This is a genomic window from Paraburkholderia sp. J7 (assembly GCF_905220155.1).
Lineage (GTDB): Bacteria > Pseudomonadota > Gammaproteobacteria > Burkholderiales > Burkholderiaceae > Paraburkholderia.
Window position 1 is genome coordinate 1 of the sequence record NZ_CAJMYZ010000038.1, and the last position, 24,963, is coordinate 24,963.

Annotated in this window: 22 protein-coding genes, 1 other RNA gene and 1 pseudogene; 9 read left to right on the forward strand and 15 right to left on the reverse strand. The window is 65.0% G+C overall.

Going from position 1 to position 24,963, the window contains the following annotated elements:
- From U5A58_RS37510 to U5A58_RS37525, 4 genes and pseudogenes are all read right to left on the reverse strand, one after another.
- Positions 1-135 (reverse strand): annotated as a pseudogene (locus U5A58_RS37510) (acetyl-CoA C-acetyltransferase); the annotation flags it as partial.
- 108 nt (positions 136-243) lie between these two features.
- Positions 244-2,187, reverse strand: a complete 1,944-nt coding sequence (phaC, locus tag U5A58_RS37515) for a class I poly(R)-hydroxyalkanoic acid synthase (protein WP_321965107.1) — start codon at positions 2,185-2,187, stop codon at positions 244-246.
- Between the two features lie 408 nt (positions 2,188-2,595).
- Positions 2,596-3,474 carry a peptidoglycan editing factor PgeF gene (pgeF, locus tag U5A58_RS37520; RefSeq protein WP_321965108.1) on the reverse strand — a complete coding sequence of 293 codons (879 nt, stop codon included), beginning with the start codon at positions 3,472-3,474 and terminating at the stop codon, positions 2,596-2,598.
- A complete protein-coding gene (locus tag U5A58_RS37525; protein WP_321965109.1) occupies positions 3,471-4,724 on the reverse strand; it encodes an RluA family pseudouridine synthase in 1,254 nt (417 codons plus the stop codon). Before U5A58_RS37525 ends, pgeF begins: the two co-directional genes overlap by 4 nt.
- Before the next feature lie 98 nt (positions 4,725-4,822).
- On the opposite strand from U5A58_RS37525, the gene U5A58_RS37530 reads away from it, so the two are divergent.
- Entirely contained in the window at positions 4,823-5,662 is an 840-nt protein-coding gene (locus tag U5A58_RS37530) for an outer membrane protein assembly factor BamD (RefSeq protein WP_415765986.1), read from the forward strand.
- Between the two features lie 113 nt (positions 5,663-5,775).
- Here the strand turns inward: U5A58_RS37530 and rlmD are convergent, their stop codons facing one another.
- Positions 5,776-7,194 carry a 23S rRNA (uracil(1939)-C(5))-methyltransferase RlmD gene (gene rlmD / locus U5A58_RS37535; RefSeq protein WP_321965137.1) on the reverse strand — a complete coding sequence of 473 codons (1,419 nt, stop codon included), beginning with the start codon at positions 7,192-7,194 and terminating at the stop codon, positions 5,776-5,778.
- Positions 7,195-7,423: 229 nt separating this feature from the next.
- Between rlmD and U5A58_RS37540 the strand changes: the two genes are divergently transcribed.
- The 3 genes from U5A58_RS37540 to U5A58_RS37550 all read left to right on the forward strand — a co-directional run bounded on the left by U5A58_RS37540 (position 7,424) and on the right by U5A58_RS37550 (position 9,062).
- A complete protein-coding gene (locus tag U5A58_RS37540) occupies positions 7,424-7,615 on the forward strand; it encodes a hypothetical protein (protein ID WP_321965110.1) in 192 nt (63 codons plus the stop codon).
- A gap of 91 nt (positions 7,616-7,706) precedes the next feature.
- Positions 7,707-8,012 (forward strand): hypothetical protein, encoded by a 306-nt coding sequence (locus U5A58_RS37545; protein ID WP_321917177.1) that lies wholly within the window; start codon positions 7,707-7,709, stop codon positions 8,010-8,012.
- Positions 8,013-8,180: 168 nt separating this feature from the next.
- A complete protein-coding gene (locus U5A58_RS37550; protein WP_321965111.1) occupies positions 8,181-9,062 on the forward strand; it encodes an endonuclease/exonuclease/phosphatase family protein in 882 nt (293 codons plus the stop codon).
- Positions 9,063-9,085: 23 nt separating this feature from the next.
- Here U5A58_RS37550 and U5A58_RS37555 read toward each other — a convergent pair whose 3' ends face one another.
- From U5A58_RS37555 to surE, 5 genes are read right to left on the reverse strand one after another with little or no spacing between them, the layout of a single operon-like run.
- Entirely contained in the window at positions 9,086-9,865 is a 780-nt protein-coding gene (locus U5A58_RS37555) for a 3'-5' exonuclease (RefSeq protein ID WP_321965112.1), read from the reverse strand.
- 19 nt (positions 9,866-9,884) lie between these two features.
- Positions 9,885-11,000 (reverse strand): RNA polymerase sigma factor RpoS, encoded by a 1,116-nt coding sequence (gene rpoS, locus U5A58_RS37560; protein WP_321917182.1) that lies wholly within the window; start codon positions 10,998-11,000, stop codon positions 9,885-9,887.
- Positions 11,001-11,013: 13 nt separating this feature from the next.
- On the reverse strand, positions 11,014-11,937 hold the full coding sequence (locus U5A58_RS37565) for a peptidoglycan DD-metalloendopeptidase family protein (RefSeq protein WP_321917185.1): 924 nt from the start codon (positions 11,935-11,937) through the stop codon (positions 11,014-11,016).
- A gap of 5 nt (positions 11,938-11,942) precedes the next feature.
- Entirely contained in the window at positions 11,943-13,004 is a 1,062-nt protein-coding gene (locus U5A58_RS37570; protein WP_321965113.1) for a protein-L-isoaspartate(D-aspartate) O-methyltransferase, read from the reverse strand.
- Positions 13,001-13,762 (reverse strand): 5'/3'-nucleotidase SurE, encoded by a 762-nt coding sequence (gene surE / locus U5A58_RS37575; RefSeq protein WP_321965114.1) that lies wholly within the window; start codon positions 13,760-13,762, stop codon positions 13,001-13,003. Before surE ends, U5A58_RS37570 begins: the two co-directional genes overlap by 4 nt.
- Positions 13,763-14,031: 269 nt before the next feature.
- On the opposite strand from surE, the gene U5A58_RS37580 reads away from it, so the two are divergent.
- Positions 14,032-15,003: an NADPH:quinone oxidoreductase family protein gene (locus U5A58_RS37580; protein ID WP_233881626.1), complete on the forward strand. Its 972-nt coding sequence runs from the start codon at positions 14,032-14,034 to the stop codon at positions 15,001-15,003.
- A gap of 75 nt (positions 15,004-15,078) precedes the next feature.
- On the opposite strand, the gene U5A58_RS37585 is transcribed toward U5A58_RS37580, so the two are convergent.
- From U5A58_RS37585 to ffs, 5 genes are all read right to left on the reverse strand, one after another.
- A complete protein-coding gene (locus tag U5A58_RS37585) occupies positions 15,079-16,359 on the reverse strand; it encodes a CaiB/BaiF CoA-transferase family protein (protein WP_321965115.1) in 1,281 nt (426 codons plus the stop codon).
- A 51-nt stretch (positions 16,360-16,410) separates the two neighbouring features.
- Positions 16,411-17,007 (reverse strand): recombination mediator RecR, encoded by a 597-nt coding sequence (gene recR, locus U5A58_RS37590; RefSeq protein WP_133184310.1) that lies wholly within the window; start codon positions 17,005-17,007, stop codon positions 16,411-16,413.
- Positions 17,008-17,192: 185 nt separating this feature from the next.
- Positions 17,193-17,519 carry a YbaB/EbfC family nucleoid-associated protein gene (locus U5A58_RS37595; RefSeq protein WP_028204938.1) on the reverse strand — a complete coding sequence of 109 codons (327 nt, stop codon included), beginning with the start codon at positions 17,517-17,519 and terminating at the stop codon, positions 17,193-17,195.
- 82 nt (positions 17,520-17,601) lie between these two features.
- Positions 17,602-20,013 carry a DNA polymerase III subunit gamma/tau gene (locus U5A58_RS37600; RefSeq protein ID WP_321965116.1) on the reverse strand — a complete coding sequence of 804 codons (2,412 nt, stop codon included), beginning with the start codon at positions 20,011-20,013 and terminating at the stop codon, positions 17,602-17,604.
- Positions 20,014-20,233: 220 nt separating this feature from the next.
- Positions 20,234-20,332: signal recognition particle sRNA small type (ffs, locus tag U5A58_RS37605), an RNA gene on the reverse strand.
- Positions 20,333-20,786: 454 nt separating this feature from the next.
- On the opposite strand from ffs, the gene trxA reads away from it, so the two are divergent.
- From trxA to U5A58_RS37625, 4 genes are all read left to right on the forward strand, one after another.
- Entirely contained in the window at positions 20,787-21,113 is a 327-nt protein-coding gene (gene trxA, locus U5A58_RS37610) for a thioredoxin TrxA (protein WP_027818380.1), read from the forward strand.
- Positions 21,114-21,407: 294 nt separating this feature from the next.
- Positions 21,408-22,670, forward strand: a complete 1,263-nt coding sequence (gene rho / locus U5A58_RS37615; protein WP_027818379.1) for a transcription termination factor Rho — start codon at positions 21,408-21,410, stop codon at positions 22,668-22,670.
- A 168-nt stretch (positions 22,671-22,838) separates the two neighbouring features.
- The gene (locus U5A58_RS37620; RefSeq protein ID WP_321965117.1) at positions 22,839-23,381 is read left to right on the forward strand and encodes a MerR family transcriptional regulator; all 543 of its coding nucleotides are present in this window, start codon (positions 22,839-22,841) and stop codon (positions 23,379-23,381) included.
- Positions 23,378-24,934 carry an MFS transporter gene (locus U5A58_RS37625; RefSeq protein ID WP_321965118.1) on the forward strand — a complete coding sequence of 519 codons (1,557 nt, stop codon included), beginning with the start codon at positions 23,378-23,380 and terminating at the stop codon, positions 24,932-24,934. Before U5A58_RS37620 ends, U5A58_RS37625 begins: the two co-directional genes overlap by 4 nt.
- Positions 24,935-24,963 lie beyond the last annotated feature (29 nt).

Sequence of the window (24,963 nt, forward strand, 5' to 3'; positions counted from 1 at the left end):
CGGCTTCACGCCTGCGCGCTCGAGCGCAGCCTTGATGACGATCGCACCCAGGTCAGGCGCCGCCACCTTCGCGAGCGAACCGCCGAATTTGCCAACTGCCGTACGTGCGGCCGAAACGATCACAATGTCAGTCATTTCCAGATCCTCCGGGCGGCTTGAAGGCGCGCCATGCGCCCCGCCCGTCAAGTTGTTAATCCGAATTCCGCAGCAAGCGGATCAAGCGCTCGAATCGCTTCGATCGTTTCAATCGCGTTGCTGCACATAACGCCCCGGCGCCGGCTCGATCTCGGGGAATTCCGCCGAGCCGGCTTGCGCACGCGGCTTCACCTTCTTGCCGCCGTACTGCTCGAGCCATTCGGCCCAGGTCGGCCACCAGCTGCCGGGTTTCTCCTCAGCGGCGGCAAACCAGTCGTCGGCCTCTTCCGGCAGATGCTTCGCGTCGGCCTCGATGCTCCAGAAGCTGCGCTTGTTCTTCGACGCCGGGTTGATCACGCCTGCAATATGGCCCGATGCGCCAAGCACGAATTTCAGCGGCCCGGAAAGTAGCGGGATCGACGCGTAAGCCGTGCGCCACGGCACGATATGGTCCTCGCGCGAGCCGTAGATAAACGTCGGCACGTCGATGCGCGAAAGATCCACTTCCTCGCCGCATACCGTGAGCGCGCCGGGCTCACGCAGCTTGTTTTCCAGGTAGGTATTGCGCAGGTACCACGCGTACATCGGCCCCGGCAGGCTCGTCGAGTCGCTGTTCCAGAACAGCAGGTCGAACGGCGCGGGCGTACGGCCCTTCAGGTAATTGTCGACAACGTAGTTCCAGACCAGATCGTTGGGCCGCAGGAACGAGAACGTGTTGGCGAACTCGACGCCGCGCATGAGGCCCGGCGTGCCGCCATTCTTGCCGCCGATGGTCTGCTCGCGCATCTGCACGTGGGCTTCGTCGACGAACACGTCGAGCACGCCCGTGTCGCCGAAGTCGAGCATCGCGGTGAGCAGCGTCATGGACGCAGCAGGATGTTCACCGCGCGCCGCCGCAACCGCCAGCGCCGTAGCGAGCAGCGTGCCGCCCACGCAGAAGCCGAGCGTGTTGATCTGCTCGCGCTCGCTGATGCTGCGCGTCGTCTCGATCGCCGTGAGCACACCCTCTTCGATGTAGTCGTCCCAGGAGCGGTCCGCGATCGACGCGTCGCCGTTGTGCCACGAGACGAGGAACACCTGTTGCCCCTGCTCCAGCGCATAGGCGACGAGCGAGTTCTCGGGCTGCAGGTCGAGGATGTAGTACTTGTTGATGCACGGCGGCACGATCAAGAGCGGCCGCTCGCGCACGGTGGCCGTGCGCGGCTTGTACTGGATCAGCTGGAAGAGCGCGTTCTCGAACACGACCGAGCCTTCGGTGGTCGCGAGATTGCGGCCCACCACGAAGCGCGATTCGTCGGTTTGCGAGATCTTGCCGCGCGACATGTCGCCGAGCAGGTTCATGACACCCTGGCGCAGGCTCTCGCCGTGCGTCTCGAGCAAGGCGCTCTGCGCGTCGGGATTGAGCGCGAGGAAATTGCTGGGCGAGGCTGCCGCCGTCCACTGCTGCACGGCGAAGCGAATGCGCTCGCGCGTTTTCGGATCGGTATCGATCGCGTCGACGAGCTCATGCAGGTAGCGCGCGTTGAGCAGATACCACGCCGCCGTGAACGCGTACGCGGGCGTTGCCTTCCAGGCGTCGGAGCTAAAGCGCCGGTCCTTGAGTTCGGGCGCTTTGGGCGTGGTGTCGGTGGCCTGGCGCAGCAAGTCGAGCGCGTCGCGCGAATATTCCGCCTGCAGATGCTGCAGCCGTGTAGGTTCGATCGACGCCGTAGGAAGCTTGAAACCTTCGAACGGGTTCGCGCCGCCGAAGGGATTGCCTGCAGCAAAGGGATTGCCCGCGGCGAAGGGATTGCCCGCAGCGAAGGGGTTGCTCGACGCACCGTTGCCCGTCGACGGCCACCAGTTGGCAGCCAGTCCCGCAAAAGGTGCTTGCTGCGCCGCGCCGCCCGTTTGCTGCGCAGCATTCAGGGCGCTCTTCCAGGCGTTCGTCCACGCGTCGAGATAGTGCTGCATGCCTGCTGCGTCGGGGGCGAAAGGCGGATTGCCGCGCGTTGCACCATCAGTTGAAGCGCCCGAGCCCGGGGCAGTCTTGGAACGTTGAGATGCCGTCATGCCTGCTTTTGACCGATGTGTCCCGAAGGACTGGTTGAGAGGCAGGTGGTACGCATACGGACGCCGTTGCGGCGCTCGTCACGACCTGTCCCGTGGGTGAGGGACATTCTTGCTCCCCATTGCAAAGCGTGTCAATGCTTGTGCCCGATTTTGCCGCGCTGCGATATTTTTTTAATTATCGTTTTCCCGATGTAATCAATTGTTTAACTGTCGCGACATATCGTTGTGCGGTCTGGCGCACAAAAATCCGCCGTGGCGGCAAGCGCTTGCAGTGCAATGCGGCAGATAGGGATTCGACGCGCGCTGGGTGGCACATGGCGCTTTGCGGGAATCGCTGCAGCGCAACAAATCATCGTCCGGTTCACGACGCGCCGCCGCGTTGCGTCACGGCGGCGCGGTGCGGCAAAGTCAGGGGTGGAGCCAGATCAACGCGGCCATGCGGCCGGTGACGCGATCGCGCCGGTACGAGTAGAAACGCTCGCGCAGCGTAACCGTGCACATGTCGCCGCCGCTGACGTGGCGCAGCCCGAGCGTATCGAGGCGCAGCCGCGCGAGTGCTGGAAGATTGGCGAGGTATTTTCCGCTTGCCTCGGGGCGCGCGACGAAGGCCGCCGCGGTGGCCGCGCGGTGCGCGTCGCGTTGTGCCGCATCGACATGCTCCACATGAGTCATGAACGCGTCACGCACGTCTGCACCGACCTCGAAGGCCGTGGGCCCGATGGCGGGGCCGAGATAGGCGTGGAGGTCTGCAGTCGCACAGCCTGCGAGCGCGGCGACGCGCTCGGCGGTGCGCTCGATGACGCCCGCAGCCAGCCCGCGCCAACCCGCGTGCGCGGCGCCTACGGCGCGGCCCTCGCCATCGCACAGCAGGACGGGCATGCAGTCGGCCACCATCACCGTGCAGGCGATGCCGGGCTCGGCGGTGACGCTCGCGTCGGCTTCGAGCGGCGCGCCTTTGCGCGCGGCGGCAAGCGCGGCTGCGGCGTCGACCACGACGGGACCGTGGATCTGCTTGAGCCACGCGGCAGGCACGCCCGCATGCGCGAGCAGCCGTTCGCGGTTCGCCTCGACGTGCGCGAGATCGTCGCCGGAGCCGCGGCCCAGATTCAGGCCGCCGGGAAGATCGATGCCCTCACCGCTTTCACCGCCCTGTGCCGCCTGCCAACGACCGAATGGCGGCTCGCTCACGCCGCCGTTACGCGTCGTGACCAGCGCGCGCACACGCGGCGAAACCTGCCAGTCGGGATGCAACACATCATCGGATGTCAGTTCCGGGCGGGTCGTCATGCGTGCTTGTCCTCGTCCTGCGAATCGTCTTCTTCTTCGTCGTCTTCGTAATCGTCTTCGTCGCTGCCGATCACGTAGCCTTCGTCGGTGTAGGCGCTGTCGAACATGTCTTCATCGAAGCCGACTTCGTCCTCGTCATCTTTGCCGCCGAAGCCAAGTGCCTCGATCAGCGCGTCCAGGTCGTCGGGCACCTCGGCGCGCCATTGCATCGCGCGGCCCGTGACCGGATGAACGAGGCCGAGGCGCCACGCATGCAGCGCCTGGCGCGCAAAGCCGTCGGGCAGCGCCGCGACCGAGCGCTTGCCGCGCGCGTGGCCATACACCGGATCGCCCAGCAAAGGATGGCCGATATGCGCGCAGTGCACGCGAATCTGGTGTGTGCGCCCCGTTTCCAGATCGCAATGAATGGCGCTAATGGGCTGGTTGTGCCAGAGCGTCTTGTCGATACGCCGGAAATGCGTGCGCGCGGGCTTGCCCGAAGCCCCCTTCATCACCGCCATACGCGTGCGCTCGCGCGGATCGCGGCCGATGGGCGCGTCGATGGTGCCTTCGTCGGCCATGTTGCCCCATACGAGCGCGAGGTAGCGGCGCTTGACCGTGCGCGCCTGCAACTGGCGCACGAGGTCGGTTTGCGCCTGCAGCGTGCGCGCGACGACCATCAGCCCGGACGTTTCCTTGTCGAGCCGATGGACGATGCCGGCGCGCGGCAGCCCCGCCGCCGCTTCGCCATACCGATGCAGGAGGCCGTTGAGGAGCGTGCCGCTCCAGTTGCCCGCCGCCGGATGCACGACGAGCCCGGCGGGCTTGTTGATGACCACGATGGCGTCGTCTTCATAGACGATGTCGAGCGGCACCGGCTCGGGCGTGAACGCAAGCTGCTCGGGCAGGAGGTCCGGCACGAGTTCGATGGTCGCGCCGAGCGGCACCGGCTGGCGCACCTTGGCCGGCTTGCCGTCCACGCGCACGCGCTGCTCCTCGATCCAGCCCTGCAAACGGCTGCGTGAAAATTCCGGAAATACTTTGGCGAGGACCTTGTCGAGGCGCTCGCCCGCGAGTTCATCGGGCACCTGAATCGAGCGCGGGGCCTCGTCGCGGCGCGCACGCGGGGCGCGACCGGCGTCCTCGCCGGCGAGCTCGTCGTTGTACGCCTCACTGGCGGCTGCGTCATCGGGTGCATCGCCCAGGCTATAATCGCTGATGCTGTTTTGGGCGCCGGGAGCGCCGGCCCCCGGAATAACTGTACGGGTCATTGAGTCTGGGTCACCTGTGGACCTGAAGCTGGACTGGATAAATGCGAGCCTTGAACACGATTACGAAACTGGCCCAACACGCGGTGGACCGAAACGCAATGCGCGCGGCGCGAGCAAACCTGCTCGGCAAGATTGGCAACGTCGTTCGCCTTGCTGTCTGCGGCGCGGCGATTGCCGTCGTCGCGGCCTGCCACGGCCTGCCGGAGAAGACCGACGAAACGGCAGCGTGGAACAACAACAAATTATATACGGAGGCCCAGGATGCGCTCTCCGGCGGCGACTGGGGCAAGTGCGCGAAATATTTTGAAGCACTTCAGGGCCGCGATCCGTTCGGCCACTTCGCCCAGCAGGCGCAGATCAACGTAGCCTACTGCAACTGGAAGGACAACGAGAACGACGCCGCCGACCAGGCGATCAACCGCTTCATCCAGCTGCACCCGGATCACCCGGACGTCGCGTACGCGTACTACCTCAAGGGCATGATCCACTTCAACGACGACCTGGGTCTGTTCGGCCGCTTCTCGGGCCAGGACATGAGCGAGCGCGACCCGAAGTCGCTGCGCGAGTCGTATGACGCATTCAAGGTCGTGGTCGACAAGTATCCGCAGAGCAAGTACGCACCGGACGCCGCCCAGCGCATGCGTTACATCGTGAACGCGCTCGCTTCGCACGAAGTGCATGCGGCCGACTACTACTACCGCCGAGGCGCCTATGTGGCGGCCATCAATCGCGCGCAGCTCGCGATCCAGGACTACAAGAGCGCGCCGGCGATTGAAGACGCGCTGCATATCATGATCCTGTCGTATCAGAAGCTCGATCAGCCGCAGCTCGCCGAAGACACGCGTCGCGTGCTCGCCGGCACCTTCCCGGACAGCCCGTACATCACCGGTCACGCGCGCCCAGGCAAGGAAGACAAGTCCTGGTGGCAGATCTGGTGATCGCCGCGCCTCTGCATTGAGGCGCGCAGGAAAGCAAAACGCCACGGTTTTCCGTGGCGTTTTTTTTATTTCTGCGGCGGCACAGGCTCCGCGCCTGCGCCGCGCTGACATCCTCAATCGCGCTCGAACAGCGCGATCGACTCCACGTGCGACGTGTGCGGGAACATGTTGACCACGCCCGCGCCCTTGAGCCGGTAGCCGGCCTCGTTGACGAGCACGCCCGCATCGCGCGCGAGCGTCGCGGGGCTGCACGACACGTAGACGATGCGTTTGGGCAGCGGGCCATTGCCGCTCTGCGCGATTTCCGCGAGCGCCTGGGAAACGGCGAACGCGCCTTCGCGCGGCGGGTCGACGAGGAACTTGTCGAAGTGGCCGAGTGCGCGCATGTCGTCCGCGGTGACTTCGAAGAGGTTGCGGCATGCAAACGACGTATGCCCGTCCACGCCGTTGGCGCGCGCATTTTCCAGTGCGCGGGCCGTCAGCGTGTCGCTGCCTTCGATCCCCACCACTTCGCGCGCGAGACGCGCAAGCGGCAGCGTGAAGTTGCCGATGCCGCAGAACAGGTCGAGCACGCGGTCGCCCGGCTCCGGCGCGAGCAGACGCAGCGCGCGGCCCACCAGCACGCGGTTGATCTGGTGATTGACCTGCGTGAAGTCCGTGGGCTTGAACGGCATGCGAATGCCGAACTCGGGCAGCGTGTAGTCCAGTTCCTTGTCGAGCGGATAGAACGGGAACACGGTGTCCGGGCCCTTCGGCTGCAGCCAGAACTGGACGTTGTGCTCGTCGGCGAACGCGCGCAGCAGGTCTTCGTCGGCGGCCGTGAGCGGCTCGAGTATGCGCAACACGAGCGCCGTCACGCTCGAACCCACGGCGAGTTCGATCTGCGGCATGCGATCGCTGATCGACAGCTGGGCCACGAGATGGCGCAGCGGCACGAGCATCGCCGAGACGTTCGGCGGCAGCACTTCACAGCTCGTCATGTCGGCCACATAGCTGCTCTTCTTCTCGTGGAAGCCGACCAGCACGCCGCCCTTCTTCGGCACGTTGCGCACCGTGAGGCGCGCGCGATAGCGGTAGCCCCACGACGGCCCGTGAATCGGCCGGAACATCGTATCCGAACGCACCTTCGAGAGGTGCATGAGGTTGTCCTCGAGCACGCGCTGCTTGACGGCGATCTGCGCACGCACGTCGAGGTGCTGCATCGAGCAGCCGCCGCAGGTGCCGAAGAACGCGCATTGCGGCTTCGTGCGAATCGCGCTCTCACGCAGCACGCTCACCACTTGCGCCTGTTCGAACGTGGGCTTCTTGCGGTAGCTCGAGTAGGTCACGCGCTCGCCCGGCAGCGCGCCCTCGACGAAGATCACCTTGCCGGGCTCGCCCGTCTCGGTGACGGTGCGGCCAACGCCGCGCGCCTCCATGTCGAGCGACTCGATCTCGAGAATGGGGGCATGAGCGACCGAGGCTTCGATGGCGGCGCGTTTTTCGGCGCGGCGCTCGCGCTTGCTGCGCTTTTTCGTGGGCGTGGGCGGCATGGGCTCGGCCTGAGCAGGCTCGGCTTGAGGGTCGGGGGCAGCTTGAGACACCAGCGGATTCCTGACTGACGATGAGTCAATTGTGGGCGAAGGCGAGATTGTAGTCGAAGTCTGCGCCCGCGCCCCGGCGCTGCTGTTTTCGAACTTGTCCGATCGTGCTCGCTGCCCCCCGTCACTACGATGATTCCTGACGCGTGATAAGCCCCACTCACGCGAAGGAATCGCCAACATGTCTGCCCTCGTCTTCCTGCAATCGTTCGCGCTTTTGCTTGTCGCACTCGGCGCCGCCACCGTCGCCGAACCGCTGGCTTCCAGACGCGCAAGCACGCACCGCCGGCTGCTGCTCGGCGTTGCCAACCTCGCGATCCCCATCGCGCTGTTCGCGCTGCTGCTGTTCGGCCTGTCCATTCTGTTCGACTGATGCAGCTCGATCAGACGCTTTCAGAATCGTCCCATAGATTGACGCCGGTTGCGGCGGCAAGGATATCCACCCCTTCACCAACGGAACCGAAGTGAGCAAGCTACCTCTTTGTGCGCTCGTCGCAACGACGCTCGTGGGCCTCGCGGCGTGCGGCCCGACCATCCAGCCCGATCAACTCGTCGCCTCCATCCAGCCGGGCATGACACAGAGCGATGTCTACAAGCGTATGGGGCCGCCCGATCGCGGCTACCAGACCAACGGCCTAGACTGTTTCCAGTACGACCTCGGCAAATACGATCTCGGCAGCGCCCGCAACGTGCCGTTCTCCGTGTATTTCGACCGCAGTAACCATGTTGCCGGCACGACGCGCGCCGCGTGTCAGGGTCGCCGGATCTAACGTCAATACGCTCGAGCGAGCGACGCCACTGCGTGCAAACGCCTGCCCGTGCCAGCCGGCGGGCGAACAGCGTTTCGCACACGATATTCTTCATACAACACGGCAGGAGAAACCAGGCTAGGGTTACACGTGCGGGAACCGCCGCCGCGCCATGCGAGGAGCGTGCCGATGAAACTGGTCAGCTGGAATGTGCAGTGGGGCCGCGACGCTTCTGGCGCCGTCGATCTCGCGCGCACGGTGCGCGAGGCGCGGCGTCTTGCCGACTTCGACGTGCTATGCCTGCAGGAAATCACGCGCGGGTTCCGGGCGCTGCCGGGCGGTCCAGGCGACGATCAGTTCGCCGAACTCCGGACGCTGCTGCCAGGCTTTGCGGTCATCGAGGCAATCGGCGCCGACTTGCCTGCGCAACTTGACCCACCAGGCTCCCATCAAGGCGCGGCGCCGATGCCGCGCCGCCAGTTCGGCAACGCGCTCGCCACGCGCTTGCCCGCCGCGCAGGTGTTTCGCCACGCCCTGCCGTGGCCCGCCGACTCCGCCGCGCCCTCAATGCAGCGTGTCGCACTCGAAGCCGTGCTCGACGCGCCGGGCGGCGCGCTGCGCGTACTGACCACGCATCTGGAGTTCTACTCGCTGCGCCAACGGCTCGCACAAGTGGACGAGTTGCGGCGCCTGCAGCAGGAAGCTGCCGATCACGCAGCGCATCCCGCGCCCGCCGAAAACGATGCGGGGCCGTTCGCCCGCACCGCGCGCCCCGTCTCGGCAATCGTGTGCGGCGACTTCAACAGCGCATGGGGCAGCGAGGCGTACACACGCATGCTCGAGCCGCTCGCGGGGAGCCCCGCCTTCATCGACGCGTGGACCGCGCTGCACGCCGGCGCGACGCCGCCGCCCACGGCCGGCGTCTATGACACGAAGCAATGGTCGGACGGCCCGCTCGCGTGCGACTTCGTCTTTGTCACGGCGGATTTGCGCCCACGCCTGCGAAGCTGCGAAATCGACGGCGCGACCCAGGCTTCGGATCATCAGCCGATCGTGCTCGAACTAGGCTAAGGGGCAATCGGCCGGCTGCGCGCTCAGCCGGCGAACGCTTCGAGGTACTCGCCCCAATGCGGTGCGGTTTCGGCGGCGAGCGACTGCTTCACAAACTCAATCTCATCCGCATATTCGCGCTCTGTGAAGCCGCCGCGCATCATCTGAAACCGGCAATAGAGCAGATACGTGTTGACCACGTCGGTCTCGCAGTAGTTGCGGATCTCCTCGATGCGGCCTTCCTGAAATGCGGTCCACACCTGCCCGCCGTCCATTCCGAGCTTGCCCGGAAAACCACATAGCTTCGCGAGCGCATCGAGCGGCGCGTTCGCCCGCGGCTGGTACATCGCGAGCAGGTCCATCAGGTCAGTGTGGCGCGTGTGGTAGCGGCTGATGTAGTTGTTCCACTTGAACTCGCGGTCCGCGTCGCCCATTTCCCAGTAGCGCACCGCGCGAATGCCGTGCACGAGCGCGCGATAGTGCAGCACCGGCAAGTCGAAGCCGCCGCCGTTCCACGAAACGAGCTGCGGCGAGTACTTCTCGATTGTGCGGTAGAACGAATCGATCAGGCGCGCTTCGCCGTCTTCGGGCGTGCCGAGCGAGCGCACGCGAAAGCCCTGCCCGTCGCGGAACACACACGAGATCGCGGCGACGCGCTGCAGATGATGCGGCAGAAAATCGCTGCCGGTTTTCTCGCGGCGCGCAGCGAACGCGTGTTCGGCCACTTCGGTGTCGGTGAGCGTGGCAGGCAGATCTTCGAGACGGCGAATGCCGTCGACATCGGGAATCGTCTCGATGTCGAATACGAGTACAGGAACTGTCATTCAGATGGACTGCGAGGGTTTAGAGAACGGCGTCCTTGCGCACGCCGTTCGATGCGAAAAAGCGCTTGAGGCGCACCAGCGCTTCCTGCTGGATCTGCCGCACGCGCTCGCGAGTGAGACCCATCTCGTCGGCCAGCTCTTCGAGCGTGGCGGGCTCGATATGATTCAGCCCGAAGCGCCGCTCGATGACGTGGCGATGCTTATCGGATAAACGCCCGAGCCATGCGCGTGTAAGCGTTTCCAGCTCGCGGTGCTGCACTTCGGCATCCGGCGACTGGCTCTGGTCGTCCGAAAGCAGGTCGAGCAGGCTGCTGGCCGGGTCGAGGTCGAGCGGCGCGTCGAGCGAAGCCGTGTGTTCGTTGAGCGCGAGAATGTCGGTGACCTCATCGGTGGTCTTGCCGGTGAGATAGGCGATGTCGTCGATGCTCGCGTCACGCCGCTCCGAGGCCGAGTCGGCGTTGAGCGAATTCTTCTCCAGATGGCGCTTCGCGCGCAGTACCTGGTTGAGCTCGCGAATCACGTGCACCGGCAAGCGCACGGTGCGCGCCTGGTTCATGATGGCGCGCTCGATGCTCTGGCGGATCCACCAGGTCGCATACGTCGAGAAACGGAAGCCGCGCGTGGGATCGAACTTCTCGATCGCGTGCATGAGGCCGAGGTTGCCCTCCTCGATCAAGTCGAGCAGCGGCACACCGCGATTGAGATAACCCTTGGCAATGCTGACGACGAGGCGCAGATTGCGCTCGATCATGACCTGACGCGCCTCGAACTCGCCGGCCTTGGCGAGACGCGAGTAGCGCTGCTCCTCCTCGACAGTGAGGAGCGGCTTCACGCTGATCCGGTTCAGATAATGCTGGATGGTGTCGGCCGTGAGTTCGGCCTGCAGCATGGCACGGAAATCGTCGGCGTCGGGTGCGGCTTCGGCCGTTTCGGCGCCCTCGCCCGAGCCACCTTCGTCGGCCGGGGAATCGCGCTCTTCACGTTCCTCGCGCTCGTCGCGCTCCTCGAAATCGCGGCCGCCGTCGAGGTCGGGCGACGTGTCGTCGTCGCCCGCCTGCGCGCCGTCCTCCACCGAAACCTGGGCGGCTTGGCTGTCAGACTCGGATTGCTGCAGACGGCGCTTCGATTTCGGCATGGTCGGCTCGCTTTTATTGCGGCGGCAAGTACTTCAGTGGGTCGACGGGCTTACCCTGACGGCGTACTTCGAAATGCAGCATCACCCGGTCCGAGTCGGTATTGCCCATTTCGGCGATCTTCTGACCTTTGGTGACCGCATCCCCTTCTTTTACCATCAAAGTCCGGTTGTGTGCATACGCGGTCAAGAACGTCGCGTCATGCTTGATGATAATGAGATTGCCGTAACCGCGCAGCCCATTTCCGGCATAAACCACGCGCCCATCGCCAGCAGCCTTGACAGGATCGCCCGGCGCACCGCCGATATTGATGCCCTTGTTCTTCGTATCGTCGAAGCCGTTGAGCACCGGACCACGCACCGGCCACGCAAGCGCGATGTTGCCACTTGGCGCCGCGGCCATATCACCGCCGCTTGCACCCGGCTGCGGCGGCACGGCCGCCGTAGGCGCCGATGCATTCGCACCCGGACCGTAGAGCGGCGGCTGCGCAGGCGAGCCTGCTGCCGCTGCGCCCGGTGCAGCACCCACACCCGGAACCGGCGCGGTCACAACGCCCGGCGTGTACGCCGACGGATTCGCACCCGGCGGCACGACGCGCAACAACTGATCCACCTCGATCTGATTGGGATTGGTGAGATTGTTCCACGTCGCGATGTCGCGATAATTCTGGCCGTTTTCGAGCGCAATCCTATAGAGAGTATCGCCCGGCTTCACCCGGTAGTATCCCGGAGGCGGCGGCCCGAGCGGCACCGGAGGCTGCGCGGCCGCCGTGCCGAGCGGCGCGGTGCGGTCCACCACAGGTGCCTGATCGAGTCGCGTGGCGCATGCGGCCAGAAGGCAGAGCGCGACGACCGCGGTGCCGCGCTGGGCTGCGATCAGCGTGGCTGCGGGCAGGTCGACATTCGGGCGGTTTCTTTTGATCGCGCGCAACATACTCATCGGATTCAGATCACTCCAGATTTTAAGGGGACAAAGAAAACGCGATCCAGGCGTGACTCCCGCCACTGCGCCGGCCCCGTGCGCTCCACGAGCGTGAGGACCTGCGTCGCTTCGCCGGCGGCACTCTGCGTGCCGGACACCGCCACGGGCGCCACGAGCTTCCCGCCGATGGCGAGTTGCTCAAGCAGCGCCTGCGGCACGTCGAAGCCGGCGGCGGCGATCACGATCGCGTCGAACGGCGCCGCCGACGGCAAACCGAGCCGTCCGTCGCCGTAGTGCAAGCGGATATTCGGGATACGCAGCGGACGAAGATTCGTCTTCGCGCGCTCGTATAACGGCTTGATGCGTTCAATGGAATACACGTCGCGCGCAATCTGGCTCAGCACGGCGGCCTGATAGCCGCAGCCGGTGCCGATTTCCAGCACGCGCTCCAGCACACGGCCCGCGCCCGCGAGTTCGAGCATGCGCGCGACCACGGAAGGCTTCGAGATGGTCTGGTGATGACCGATCGGCAACGCCGCATCTTCGTAGGCCTGGGTAGCCAGACCCGGGTCGATGAACATGTGGCGCGGCACGGCCGCGAGCGCCTGGAGCACGCGCGCATCGGCAATGCCGTTTGCACGCAGGCGTTCGACCATGCGTTCGCGTACGCGTTCCGAAGTCAGTGCATGCGCGCCGTTGAGCGCAACGCCAGGCGCGCCCGTGACGGTGACGGCAGGACGCGGCGCACTCGCACCACCCGGCATTGCGGCGCGTGGCGCGGCCGCGCTGCCAGCAGGATGCGTTGGCTTGATCGAACCTGCCGGCTTTGCGGCCATTGGCTTTGCATTGACCGGCTTCGCAGGCGGCGCCTTGAACGGTGCGTTTGCGTTGGACTTCGCAACGGCCGGCGTGCCGACCTTCGTGCCCGGCTTCGCGAGCGCGCCGACGCCTGGTTTCGAGACGCTGCTGTTGCCCGCGCCCGCGAGCGGCGTGCGTGCATCGCCCGGGCGCGTGTCGCGCCGGCGCGGCTCGCGCACGAGATCCGCAAGCCCGAGCGGAAAACGCTTCGTGCGCTCGCCCGTCATGAAACGCTGCCGCCCTTGCGCGCCCAGTCGTGCGTCGCGGACAGCATCTGCGTATGGGTGAGATCGAGTTGCAGCGGCGTGATCGACACGTGGCCGTTCGACACCGCGTGGAAGTCCGTGCCCTCGCTCGCGTCGCGCGCGCTGCCCGACGGCCCGATCCAGTAGATCGGCTCGCCGCGCGGGTTGGTCTCGCGGATCACGGGCTGCGAAGGATGACGCTTGCCGAGGCGCGTGACGCGCCAATCGCCCAGTTCGTCGTACGGCAGGTTCGGGATGTTGACGTTCAGCAGCGGATGACCCGGCAACGGGTTCGCGAGGTAATGCGCAACGATTTCGGCCGCAACGCGCGCAGCGGAATCGAGGTGCACCCAGTCCTTGTCGACGAGCGAAAACGCAATGGCCGGTACGCCGAACATGATGCCTTCGGTCGCCGCAGCCACGGTGCCCGAGTACAGCGTGTCCTCGCCCATGTTCTGGCCGTTGTTGATGCCGGAGACCACGAGGTCGGGCTGCTGGTCGAGCATGCCCGTGAGCGCGATGTGCACCGAGTCGGTGGGCGTGCCGTTCACGTAGTAGAAGCCGGTGCTCGCCGATCGCAACACCGACAGCGGGCGCCACAGCGTAAGCGAGTTCGATGCGGCGCTGCAGTTCTGCTCGGGCGCCATGACCGTGACTTCGCCGAGCGGCTTGAGCGCTTCATAGAGCGCGGCCAGGCCGGGGGCGAGATAACCGTCGTCGTTGCTGAGTAGTATTCGCATCGAGCGATTGTAACCGAGGAAAGAAGGCACGCGAACGACAGCCCGGCCCTTGCGGCAGCACGCGTTGGGCCTTGAGTCGAACGTCGAATCGCTTGCCGATCCGGGACGCATTCGCATTCGCGCTACGCCTGGAAAGACACGTGGCAGCGATACGAAATAAATCGCACGATCGTTCGCATCAAGACGGATTGCCGTACACTGTCCTGCTGTAGCGAATCCATGACCGATGCAACTGAAAGCAACCGAACCGGACCAAGACAGGAGACACGATGCGCGCAATCCGCTGCAACCAGTACGGCCCGCCCGACTCGCTCACGCTCGAAGACTCGCCCGACCTGGTGCCGGGCCCGGGCCAGGTGGTGATCGACGTGAAGGCCGCGGCCGTCAACTTCCCCGACGTGCTCATCATCGAGAACAAGTATCAGATGAAGCCGCCGCTGCCCTTCACGCCCGGCGCCGAACTCGCAGGCGTGGTGCGCGCCGCGGGCGAAGGCGTGAAGCTCGCGCCGGGCACGCGCGTGGTGGCGTACGTAGGCACGGGAGCGTTCGCCGAACAGGCGCTTGCGGACGCGTCGGCGTGCGTGGCGCTGCCGGAGGGCGCCGACTTCGCAACGGCCGCCGCCTTCACGCTTGCATATGGCACGTCGCACCACGCCGTGGTCGATCGCGCCGCGCTGCGCGCAGGCGAAACGATGCTCGTGCTCGGCGCCGCGGGCGGCGTGGGCCTCGCTGCGGTGGAGATCGGCAAGGTGCTCGGCGCGCGCGTGATCGCGGCGGCCTCGAGCGAGGAGAAGCTCGAAGTCTGCCGCCGCTTCGGTGCGGACGCCACCATCAACTACAGCACCGAGGACTTGCGCGAGCGCGTCAAGGCGCTCACCGACGGCAAGGGCCCCGACGTGATCTATGACCCGGTGGGCGGCGAGTATGCCGAGCCGGCGTTTCGCAGCATCGGGTGGCGCGGGCGCTATCTCGTCGTGGGCTTCGCGAATGGCGAGATTCCCAGGTTGCCGCTCAATCTCGCGCTGCTCAAGGGCGCGAGCCTCGTCGGCGTGTTCTGGGGCGATTTCGCGCGCCGCGAGCCGCAGCACAATGCGGCCGCGTTCGCGCAAATGGTCGGCTGGATCGGCGAAGGCAAGCTCAAACCGTACGTCTCGAAGCGCTATAAGCTCGCCGATACAGCGCAGGCACTCAAGGACATGGCTTCGCGCAAGGTGACAGGCAAGATCGTGATCGAGCCCTGAGCGCTTCCTGCGACATGGCAAGTAAAACGAAAACGGCTCGCGATGTGCGAGCCGTTTTGCATGATGCCAGCTGCCCTAGACGATCTGTTGCTCGCGCAACCGTGCGATGTGGTCCGCGCCATAACCCAACGCTTGCAGGACTTCATCGGTATGCTCGCCGAGCGCGGGTCCAAGCCAGCGCGTGTCGCCAGGCGTTACCGAGAGCTTGGGCGTGACCGAAGGCAGCGCGATATCCACGCCCTCGCCTTCCTTCGCACCCGGCGCCTGCCAGCGGAACTGCTGAATCATCTGGCGTGCCGCGAACTGCGGATCGGCGAACATGTCAGCCACACTGTAGATGCGGCCCACGGGCACGTCGGCGGCGTTGAGCACGTCGAGTGCTTCGTTGATCGTGCGCGTGGAAAGCCACGCTGCGATGGCGCCATCGATCTCCGCCGTGCGCGGCACGCGGCCGTCGTTGTGCGCGAGTTGCGGATCGTTGGCGAGGTCCGCGCGCTCGATTGCCATCATCAGGCGCTTGAAGATCGGATCGCTGTTGCCGCCGATCACGATGCTGCCGTCCCGGCACGGATACGTATTCGACGGCACGATACCCGGCAGCGACGCGCCGGTACGCTCGCGCACCATCCCGTAGACACCGTACTCGGGTACGACGCTCTCCATCATGTTGAACACGGCCTCATAGAGCGCGACATCGACGATCTGGCCGCTGCCGCCGTTCATGTTGCGGTGATGGAGCGCCATCATCGCGCCGATCACGCCGTGCAAAGCTGCGATCGAGTCGCCGATCGAAATGCCGATGCGCGGCGGCGGCAGCTCGGGATAGCCGGTGATGTGACGCAGACCGCCCATCGATTCGGCGATCGCGCCGAAGCCCGGGCGGTCGCGGTACGGGCCCGTCTGGCCGTAGCCAGAGAGCCGCACCATCACGAGACCGGGATTCTCCTTCGAGAGCACGTCGTAGCCGAGCCCGAGCTTTTCGAGCAGGCCAGGCCGGAAGTTCTCGATGACGATATCGGCTTCCTTCGCGAGGCGCCGCACGATCTCCTTGCCCTCTTCGGCTTTGAGATTGACCGTAACCGACTTCTTGTTGCGCGCCTGCACGGCCCACCAGAGCGACGTGCCCCCCGCTTCCGGATAGAGCTTGCGCCATTTGCGCAGCGGGTCGCCGCCCTTGGGGTCTTCGATCTTGATCACTTCGGCGCCGAACTCGCCGAGAAAGCGCGCGGCGAAGGGGCCGGCGATCAGCGTGCCGAGTTCGAGGACTTTCACGCCCGCGAGCGGTCCCGTACCTTTGGCTGCGGATGCGTTCGATTGTGAATCGGCGGAATTGGGGGAAGCAGCGGCTGCGCTCATGGTGTCTCCTGTCGTTCTGTTCGGCTAACGGCGCCAAGGCATGGCGAAACGCTACATCGAGCGCCGGTCGAGCATGGCTCGCGCAATGGTGCCAGCGTCGACGTATTCGAGCTCGCCGCCCACCGGCACGCCGCGTGCGAGGCGCGTGACGGCGAGCCCGCGCGCCTTGAGCGTCTGGCCGAGGTAGTGGGCCGTTGCCTCGCCCTCGTTCGTGAAATTGGTTGCGAGCACCACTTCCTTGACAACGCCGTCCGAGGCGCGCTTCACGAGGCGGTCGAAATGGATCTCTTTCGGACCGATGCCATCGAGCGGACTCAGATGCCCCATCAGCACAAAATACAAACCGCGGTACGTCATGGTCTGTTCGAGCATGATCTGGTCGGCCGGCGTTTCGACCACGCACAGGAGCGTCGGGTCACGCTCCTCGTCGAGGCACGTTTCGCAGACCTGAGCTTCGGTGAAGGTGTTGCACTTCTCGCAATGCTTCAGATTCTCGGTCGCGAACAGAAGCGCGTTGCCGAGCTTTTCGGCGCCGTCGCGGTCGTGTTGCATCAGGTGATACGCCATGCGTTGCGCCGACTTCGGCCCGACGCCGGGCAACACGCGCAGCGCCTCGACGAGAGCGGCGAGAGCGGAAGGTTGTTTCATGCGGATTCAGCGCGAGATGCGCGACGGGGGTTGAAGCGGATGTGGCTTCTTGCGACGACTGGCTGCTGCCTGGTAGTTTTGGCGCCTCGATGCCAGCGCCTGCGCAGCCGTACCGGCCACGAGAAGGCACACGAGACGCGCGGGCGCCGGCCTGCCGAAAGCAGACGCGGCGCTCGCAACGTTCCTTAGAACGGCATCTTGAAGCCCGGCGGCAGCGGCAGACCGGCGGTCATGCCGCCCATCTTTTCCTGCGACGTCGCTTCGGCCTTACGCACCGCGTCGTTGAACGCCGCAGCCACGAGGTCTTCGAGCATGTCCTTGTCGTCTGCGAGCAGGCTCGGATCGATCGACACGCGGCGCACGTCGTTGCGGCAGGTCATCGTGACCTTGACGAGACCGGCGCCCGCCTGACCCTCGACTTCGATCTGGGCAAGCTGCTCCTGCATCTTCTTCATGTTTTCCTGCATCTGCTGGGCTTGCTTCATGAGCCCTGCGAGTTGGCCTTTCAACATAGTCACTGCTCCTTCTGGATCGTAGTCGTTCGAATCGATGCGCTCAAAAGCGCGCGACGCTTGCCGCGCCGCGCGGCGCAAATCAGTGGGCGGCCTGGCTGCCGCCCGATGCGGCGTCCGGCGCGACCGGCCGGATCGAGCCCGGCACGATGCTCGCGCCGAAGTCGCGAATCAGTTGCTGCACGAAGGGATCGGCGCCGATCTCGCGCTCGGCTTCGCGTTGACGCTGGGCGCGCTCTGCTGCGTCGAGCGCGGCCGCCGTACGGCGTGCAGGCCCGACTTCCACGCTCACTTCAACGGCCTTGCCAAGACGCTCGGCGAGCGCCGTCTTCAGCTTCGCCACCTGCGAGGCTTCGGCGTACTGCGGCACCGGCACGCTCAGTTTGAGCAGCGTGCCTTCGAGCGCCATCAGTTCGCTGTTGAAGGCGAGCTGGTACGAGATGCCCTTGAGCGTTAGCGTGGCGGCAAGCGCGGGCCAGTCGCCGGTGAAGCCGATCGGATCGAGCGGGATGCCAGGCGGCAGCTTGCTCACATCGACCACGGCCGGCGACGGCGTCGGCGCCGAAGCGCCGGCGCGCGGCGCGGACGGCTCGCTGTCGTAGGCCGACACGAAACCATCGTCGGGCGGCGCGAAATATGCGTCGTCGGCGCCGAGCGGCACATAGTCGTCGGGCGGGATATCGTCCCACGGCGGCGCGCCCGAGGCATCTTGCTGCGCGTTGGCGTTGCGCGCCGGCTGGCGCGCCTGCGCTTCCTGCGCGGCGGCGGCGCGGCGGGCCGGATCGGGCGTCGGCACCTTCACTTCCATGCGCGGCGCAGCCTTCGGCGCGGGCGCCGGGGCGGCCCCGCTGGCAGCGGCTGCGGGAGCGCGGCCCGTGGCAACGCGCATGCCCTTGCTGCGCAGCACGTCGAGCGCAGCGCTTGCACCACCGCGCGTGGACGCCGCAGCCGCAGGCTCTTCACGCGTCTCGACTTGCGGTGCGGGCGCAACGGCTGCGGCGCTTTGAACGGTTTGCGTCTCTTCGGCTGGAGCGGGTGCAGCTGTGGCCGGTTCGACCTCGGCGGCAGCGGCAGCATCCGGCACCGTGCTCACGTTCGGTGCAGACTCGCCCTCGTCCTCCCAGGGCGGCACGACGCGCGCTTCGGCCGCTGGCTTGGCGAGCGGTGCAGGCGCACTCGCTTGCGGCTCGACAACGGGCGTATTCGCCGGAGCGGCTTCCACCGCCGGCGGCACACTCGCCAGGATTTCGGCTTGCGGCGGCACGGGTGCTGCCGGCTTCGGCGCGAACGGCTGCGCAACGGCAGGCTCCGCGCCGCGCGCCGACGCCGCAACCGGAGCCGCCGCACGCGCGCCCGGACCCGCCACAGCGGGCTTCGAAGCCGGCGCACTGCCCACGCTGCCCGCGCCCACGGAAGGCTCGAACGCGAGCATGCGCAGCAGCGTCATCGTGAAGCCCGCGTATTCGTCGGGCGCGAGGCCTAGCTCGCTGCGGCCGAGGGTCGCGATCTGATAGAAAAGCTGGACCTGCTCCGGGCTCAACGACTGCGCAAAACGGCGGATGTCGTCGGCTTCGGGCCACTCGTCGAGCACCGACGAAGGCGCGAATTGCGCCCAGCCAATGCGGTGGAACAAACTCGCGAGATCCTGCAGCGCCGTGGAGAACGACAGGCTGCGCAGCGCCATTTCGTCGGCGATGGCGAGCACGTTCGCGCCGTCGCCGGCGACGAGCGCGTCGATCAGGCGGATGAGATAGCTTTGATCGAGCGCGCCGAGCATGCCGCGCACCGCTTCTTCGGTGACCTGGTTGGCCGAATACGCGATGGCCTGGTCGGTGAGCGAAAGCGCGTCGCGCATCGAGCCGTCGGCCGCGCGTGCGAGCAGGCGCAGCGCCTGTTGCTCGAACTCGACCTTCTCCTCACCGAGAATGTGCGTGAGATGCTCGACGATGTTGCCCGCGGGCATCTGCTTCAAATTGAACTGCAGACAGCGCGACAGCACCGTGACCGGAATCTTCTGCGGATCGGTCGTCGCAAGGATGAACTTCACATGGGGTGGCGGCTCTTCCAGCGTCTTCAACATCGCATTGAAGGCGTGGTTCGTGAGCATGTGCACTTCGTCGATCATGTAGACCTTGAAGCGCGCATCGACCGGCGCATAGACCGCACGCTCGAGCAGCGCAGCCATTTCGTCCACGCCGCGATTGCTCGCCGCATCCATCTCGACGTAATCGACAAAGCGCCCTTCGTCGATTTCCCGGCACGCACGGCACACGCCGCACGGCTTCGACGTCACTCCGGTCTCACAGTTGAGCGCCTTGGCGAAGATCCGCGACAGCGTCGTCTTGCCCACGCCGCGCGTGCCTGTGAAGAGATACGCGTGGTGCAGGCGGCCGCCGTCGAGTGCGTGCGTGAGCGCGCGCACCACGTGCTCCTGTCCGACGAGCGAAGCGAAATCCTTCGGTCGCCATTTGCGTGCGAGAACTTGATAGGTCATCCGGAAATTGTATCAGCAACGCCCGCGCGTCCAGATGAATCGAAAGGCGGCCAATGCTTACTGCGCCGCGGCCGTGCGGCGGCACCAGCGAGCGATTGCGAAGCGCCGAAACAGCGGCGATGAAGGCTTGAAAAACACGACGAACGAAGCACGGCGTCGCGCAGTCAATTGCGCGGCGTGAATGTCGTATCGGGGGAAAAACCGGAAGAAAAAAGAGGAAGGTGACGAGCCTGACCCTCGGCACTGGCGGAAAACGGCTGTGGCTGCTTCGTTCCCGACCTGACCAGGTTGACCGCCCCTCCATGCGAGGAGGCCCGTCACGGCGCATTCTAACATCGCTCGCGCAGCAATGCGACTGCTGCAGTGCGAAAAAACGTGCCAAGCCGCTCCAGACGTCCTTGCGCACCATGAAGCGCCCCCTCTTGCAACGGCCCGCGCCGCCTCCAGATAGCGTTCAGGAACACAAGGTGTCGCACGAAAACGCCCCGCGAAAATGGTTGCGCCGCCGCCGGAATATCCCGCCGAATGTGGTCTGCAGGACGGAAACCCTGCTTGCGGCATGAGTACTATCACCGTCGGCAACGCATAGGGATTTAGGCTACACTGGCGTCGGCAATTGGCTGGGCCACGTGGTTTTCGTGCGAATGGCGTGTGGTTCGGACGTGTGACTCGGGTTCGGTCTGGCCGCCCCGGCGGCCCCGGATGAATTTTCAGTTTTGGTGTATCGTGGCGAGCAATTTACTCAGCCTCGAATCGAAAGAGGTATTCATACAATGAGCGAACAAATCAAGCATATCAGCGACGCATCGTTCGAACAGGACGTCGTGAAATCGGACAAGCCCGTGCTGCTGGACTTCTGGGCCGAGTGGTGTGGTCCGTGCAAGATGATCGCGCCGATTCTCGATGAAGTCGCGAAGGATTATGGCGATCGCCTTCAGGTCGCAAAGATCAACGTCGACGAGCACCAGTCGACGCCGGTGAAGTTCGGCGTGCGCGGCATCCCCACGCTGATCCTCTTCAAGAACGGCGCCGTGGCGGCGCAGAAGGTCGGCGCGCTGTCGAAGTCGCAGCTCACCGCGTTCCTGGACAGCCACCTGTAACTTCTTCGTCGGCCGCCCCACCCTGCCGGGCGCATTGTCCGGCCAGCAAGGGAACGAGCCACGCAATGGTGCGTGTTGTCATGCGACAACACGCACCATAAAAACACGTCAAAACTTGCTGTCGGTCTTCACTGACGGTTTCTGGCGTGTGCTATGCTAGAATTCATAAAGCGTCTATCCGGCGCCCTGATAAAAGTTTCAAGCAAAGTTTCAAGCAAAAGTCCTTGAGCGGTTCCGCTCGCTTCTGTTCCCCCTGACTTCTTTTCGTCGCATCCTCCCCGACGGGTTCTCCGTATGCATCTTTCCGAGCTCAAGTCTCTGCACGTGTCCGAATTGATCGAGATGGCCAATGGCCTCGAGATCGAAAATGCGAACCGCCTGCGCAAGCAGGAACTCATGTTCGCGATTCTCAAAAAGCGCGCCAAGACGGGCGAAACGATCTTCGGTGACGGCACGCTCGAAGTGCTCCCCGACGGCTTCGGCTTCCTGCGCTCGCCGGAAACCTCGTATCTCGCCAGCACGGACGATATCTATATCAGCCCGTCGCAGATCCGCCGCTTCAACCTGCACACCGGTGACACGATCGAAGGTGAAGTGCGCACGCCGAAGGACGGCGAACGCTACTTCGCGCTCGTGAAGGTGGACAAGGTCAACGGCCAGCCGCCCGAGGCCTCGAAGCACAAGATCATGTTCGAGAATCTCACGCCGCTGCACCCGAACAAGGTGCTGCTGCTCGAGCGCGAAATGCGCGGTGAGGAGAACGTGACGGGCCGCATCATCGACATGATCGCGCCTATCGGCAAGGGTCAGCGCGGTCTGCTGGTCGCGTCGCCGAAGTCCGGCAAGACCGTGATGCTCCAGCACATCGCGCACGCCATCAAGCAGAACCACCCCGACGTGGTCCTGTTCGTGCTGCTGATCGACGAGCGCCCGGAAGAAGTGACCGAAATGCAGCGTTCGGTGGCAGGCGAAGTGATCGCCTCGACCTTCGACGAACCGGCTGCGCGTCACGTGCAGGTCGCCGAAATGGTGATCGAAAAGGCCAAGCGCCTCGTCGAAATGAAGCACGACGTCGTGATTCTGCTCGACTCGATCACGCGTCTCGCCCGCGCCTACAACACCGTTGTGCCCGCATCGGGCAAGGTGCTCACGGGTGGTGTGGACGCCAACGCACTGCAACGTCCGAAGCGCTTCTTCGGTGCGGCACGCAACATCGAAGAAGGCGGCTCGCTCACCATCATCGGTACGGCGCTGATCGAAACCGGCAGCCGCATGGACGACGTGATCTACGAAGAGTTCAAGGGCACCGGCAACATGGAAGTGCACCTCGAGCGCCGCCTCGCCGAAAAGCGCGTCTACCCGTCGATCAACCTGAACAAGTCGGGCACGCGCCGCGAAGAGCTGCTGATCAAGCCGGACATCCTCCAGAAGATCTGGGTGCTGCGCAAGTTCATCCACGACATGGACGAAGTCGAGGCCATGGAATTCCTGCTCGACAAAATCCGTCAGACGAAGAACAACTCCGAGTTCTTCGACATGATGCGCCGCGGCGGCTAACGCCCTCGCCCGCTCGATTCAGTGCAAAACGCCCGCGAATTCGCGGGCGTTTTTCTTTTCCGGCAGCACATCGTTTCACGCCACAACGTGTACGTGTACGTGAACGTTCACGTTAAACTATAATGCGCGGCATGTCTCGATCGCCCCACGGCGAAAAAAGAGTGCCTCATGCCCAAGGATTCCCCTGCGCTACTCACGGTGCGCGACGCCGCCGAGCGGCTCAATGTCACGCCGCGCACGCTCAAATATTACGAAGAGCGTGGGCTCGTCAGCCCCTCGCGCAGCGAAGGCCGCTACCGGCTCTACGACGAGCACGACCTCGAGCAGTTCTCGCGCATCCTGCGGCTGCGCGCGCTCGGCTTTTCGCTGCACGGCATCACCGAAATGCTCAAGCGGCCGCTCGAGCAGGCGGGCGAAGGCCGCCGGCGCTACTCGCAGGAGTCGCTGCAGCAAATCGCTAACGCGCTTACGCAGCAGATCGCAACGCTGGACACGCGCATTGCGGACGTGCGCCGCGAGTTGAAGGAAGCGCAGACGGTGCGCGCGGAGCTTGCCGACGATCTCGATTACCTGCAGCGGCGGCTGGCCGGCGAGCCTTCCGATCAATTGATCGAGCAACGCCTCGCCGCCACGCGGCGCCGCAAGGCGGCCGCGAGCGGCAAGGCTACAGAGCCTGCAGGCCAAGCACGCGACGACAACGATTCGGCATGAGCACGGCCCAACCCCGCGAGCCGATCTTCAGCGCGGCACGCCTGCGCGGCGACTTTTTCCCATGGGTGCTCGCCCTCGCGACCGGTCTCGACTACTACGACAACGCGATCTTTTCGTTCTTCACGAGCTATATCGCGGGCGGCATCAACGCTTCGCCCGACGAGCTCGTCTGGTCGTCGAGCGCCTACGCCGTATGCGCCGTTCTGGGCATCCTGCAGCAGCAATGGTGGGTGGAGCGCATGGGCTACCGGCGCTACGTGGCTAGCTGCCTGCTGCTCTATTCCGCCGGCGCAATCGCGGCCGCTCTGTGCGAATCATCGATCGAACTCGCCTTCGCGCGCGGATTTCAGGGCTATTTCATCGGCCCGATGATGGGCACCTGCCGCATCCTCATCCAGATCAGCTTCACGCCGCAACAACGCCCGGTCGCAACGCGCGCGTTCCTCATTCTCATCGTGCTCTCCAGCGCGCTCGCGCCGCTCGTGGGCGGCCAGCTCGTCGCGCATTTCGACTGGCGCGCCCTGTTCGCCTTTTGCGCACCCGCAGGCGTGCTCTATGCCGTGCTAGCCCTGCTCGCACTGCCCGATACGGGTCACTTGCTGCCAGAGGAGCGCGGCGAAGCGCACTTCTGGCCGTACATCATCTTCGCGTTTGCGCAGGGCGCGCTGCAAATCGCCATGCAGCAGGTGCGCTTCGAACTCTTCAGCGCGTCGCCGGAAATCATCCTGCTCACGCTCGTCGGCGTCACCGCGCTCGCCTGGTTCGGCTGGCACCAGTGGCATCATCCGAAGCCGCTCATGCGCCTGCACGCGCTACGCGAGAAACCGTTCCAGGTGGGCCTGTTGCTCTACATGGCCTATTACTACCTGAGCACGGCACTCAGCTATCTGGTCTCGCGGCTGCTCGAAGGCGGATTCAACTATCCCGTCGAAAATGCCGGACGCCTCACCGGCGTCACATCGCTCATCTCGGCCGGCGCGCTCTTTTTCTATTTCCGCTACGCGAAGTTCATCACGCACAAGAAATGGATCATCGTGCCGGGCTTCGTGCTCTCGGCGTTCATCTCGTTCTGGATGACGCAGCTCACGCCAGACGCGAGCGAAGCCTGGCTCATCCCGCCGCTGCTGCTGCGCGGCCTGCTGCTGCTCTTCATCGTACTGCCCGTCGCAAATCTCACGTTTCGCATCTTCGCGATCGAAGAATTCACACACGGTTACCGCTTGAAAAACATCGTCAGGCAGTTGACGATATCGTTCGCCACCGCCACGGTTATCATCGTCGAGCAGCACCGGCTCGCGCTGCACCAGACGCGGCTCGCCGAATTCGTGAATCCGTTCAACCCGGCGTTTCAGAGCACGTACGCCGCGCTCACGCATTCGTTCGAGCTCATGGGCCGGTCCGCAAGCGAAGCGCATGGACTCGCGCTCGCGCAGGTGAGCCGCATGGTCGCGCAGCAGGCGAGCTTTCTGAGTTCGCTCGACGGGTTCTACTTCCTGATTGGCGTGGCGGTGTGCGGCGGGATCTTCGCCGCGTGGCAAAAGCAGATTGACTGAACGACACTCAGACGCACGGGAAAACACAC

Bases quoted from the DNA above. Each gene is read 5' to 3' on its own strand.
- phaC (WP_321965107.1), bottom strand. From the start codon at position 2,187: ATGACGGCATCTCAACGTTCCAAGACTGCCCCGGGCTCGGGCGCTTCA.
- pgeF (WP_321965108.1), bottom strand. From the start codon at position 3,474: ATGACGACCCGCCCGGAACTGACATCCGATGATGTGTTGCATCCCGAC.
- U5A58_RS37525 (WP_321965109.1), bottom strand. From the start codon at position 4,724: ATGACCCGTACAGTTATTCCGGGGGCCGGCGCTCCCGGCGCCCAAAAC.
- U5A58_RS37530 (WP_415765986.1), top strand. From the start codon at position 4,823: ATGCGCGCGGCGCGAGCAAACCTGCTCGGCAAGATTGGCAACGTCGTT.
- rlmD (WP_321965137.1), bottom strand. From the start codon at position 7,194: ATGCCGCCCACGCCCACGAAAAAGCGCAGCAAGCGCGAGCGCCGCGCC.
- U5A58_RS37540 (WP_321965110.1), top strand. From the start codon at position 7,424: ATGTCTGCCCTCGTCTTCCTGCAATCGTTCGCGCTTTTGCTTGTCGCA.
- U5A58_RS37550 (WP_321965111.1), top strand. From the start codon at position 8,181: ATGAAACTGGTCAGCTGGAATGTGCAGTGGGGCCGCGACGCTTCTGGC.
- U5A58_RS37555 (WP_321965112.1), bottom strand. From the start codon at position 9,865: ATGACAGTTCCTGTACTCGTATTCGACATCGAGACGATTCCCGATGTC.
- rpoS (WP_321917182.1), bottom strand. From the start codon at position 11,000: ATGCCGAAATCGAAGCGCCGTCTGCAGCAATCCGAGTCTGACAGCCAA.
- U5A58_RS37565 (WP_321917185.1), bottom strand. From the start codon at position 11,937: ATGAGTATGTTGCGCGCGATCAAAAGAAACCGCCCGAATGTCGACCTG.
- U5A58_RS37570 (WP_321965113.1), bottom strand. From the start codon at position 13,004: ATGACGGGCGAGCGCACGAAGCGTTTTCCGCTCGGGCTTGCGGATCTC.
- surE (WP_321965114.1), bottom strand. From the start codon at position 13,762: ATGCGAATACTACTCAGCAACGACGACGGTTATCTCGCCCCCGGCCTG.
- U5A58_RS37580 (WP_233881626.1), top strand. From the start codon at position 14,032: ATGCGCGCAATCCGCTGCAACCAGTACGGCCCGCCCGACTCGCTCACG.
- U5A58_RS37585 (WP_321965115.1), bottom strand. From the start codon at position 16,359: ATGAGCGCAGCCGCTGCTTCCCCCAATTCCGCCGATTCACAATCGAAC.
- recR (WP_133184310.1), bottom strand. From the start codon at position 17,007: ATGAAACAACCTTCCGCTCTCGCCGCTCTCGTCGAGGCGCTGCGCGTG.
- U5A58_RS37595 (WP_028204938.1), bottom strand. From the start codon at position 17,519: ATGTTGAAAGGCCAACTCGCAGGGCTCATGAAGCAAGCCCAGCAGATG.
- U5A58_RS37600 (WP_321965116.1), bottom strand. From the start codon at position 20,013: ATGACCTATCAAGTTCTCGCACGCAAATGGCGACCGAAGGATTTCGCT.
- trxA (WP_027818380.1), top strand. From the start codon at position 20,787: ATGAGCGAACAAATCAAGCATATCAGCGACGCATCGTTCGAACAGGAC.
- rho (WP_027818379.1), top strand. From the start codon at position 21,408: ATGCATCTTTCCGAGCTCAAGTCTCTGCACGTGTCCGAATTGATCGAG.
- U5A58_RS37620 (WP_321965117.1), top strand. From the start codon at position 22,839: ATGCCCAAGGATTCCCCTGCGCTACTCACGGTGCGCGACGCCGCCGAG.
- U5A58_RS37625 (WP_321965118.1), top strand. From the start codon at position 23,378: ATGAGCACGGCCCAACCCCGCGAGCCGATCTTCAGCGCGGCACGCCTG.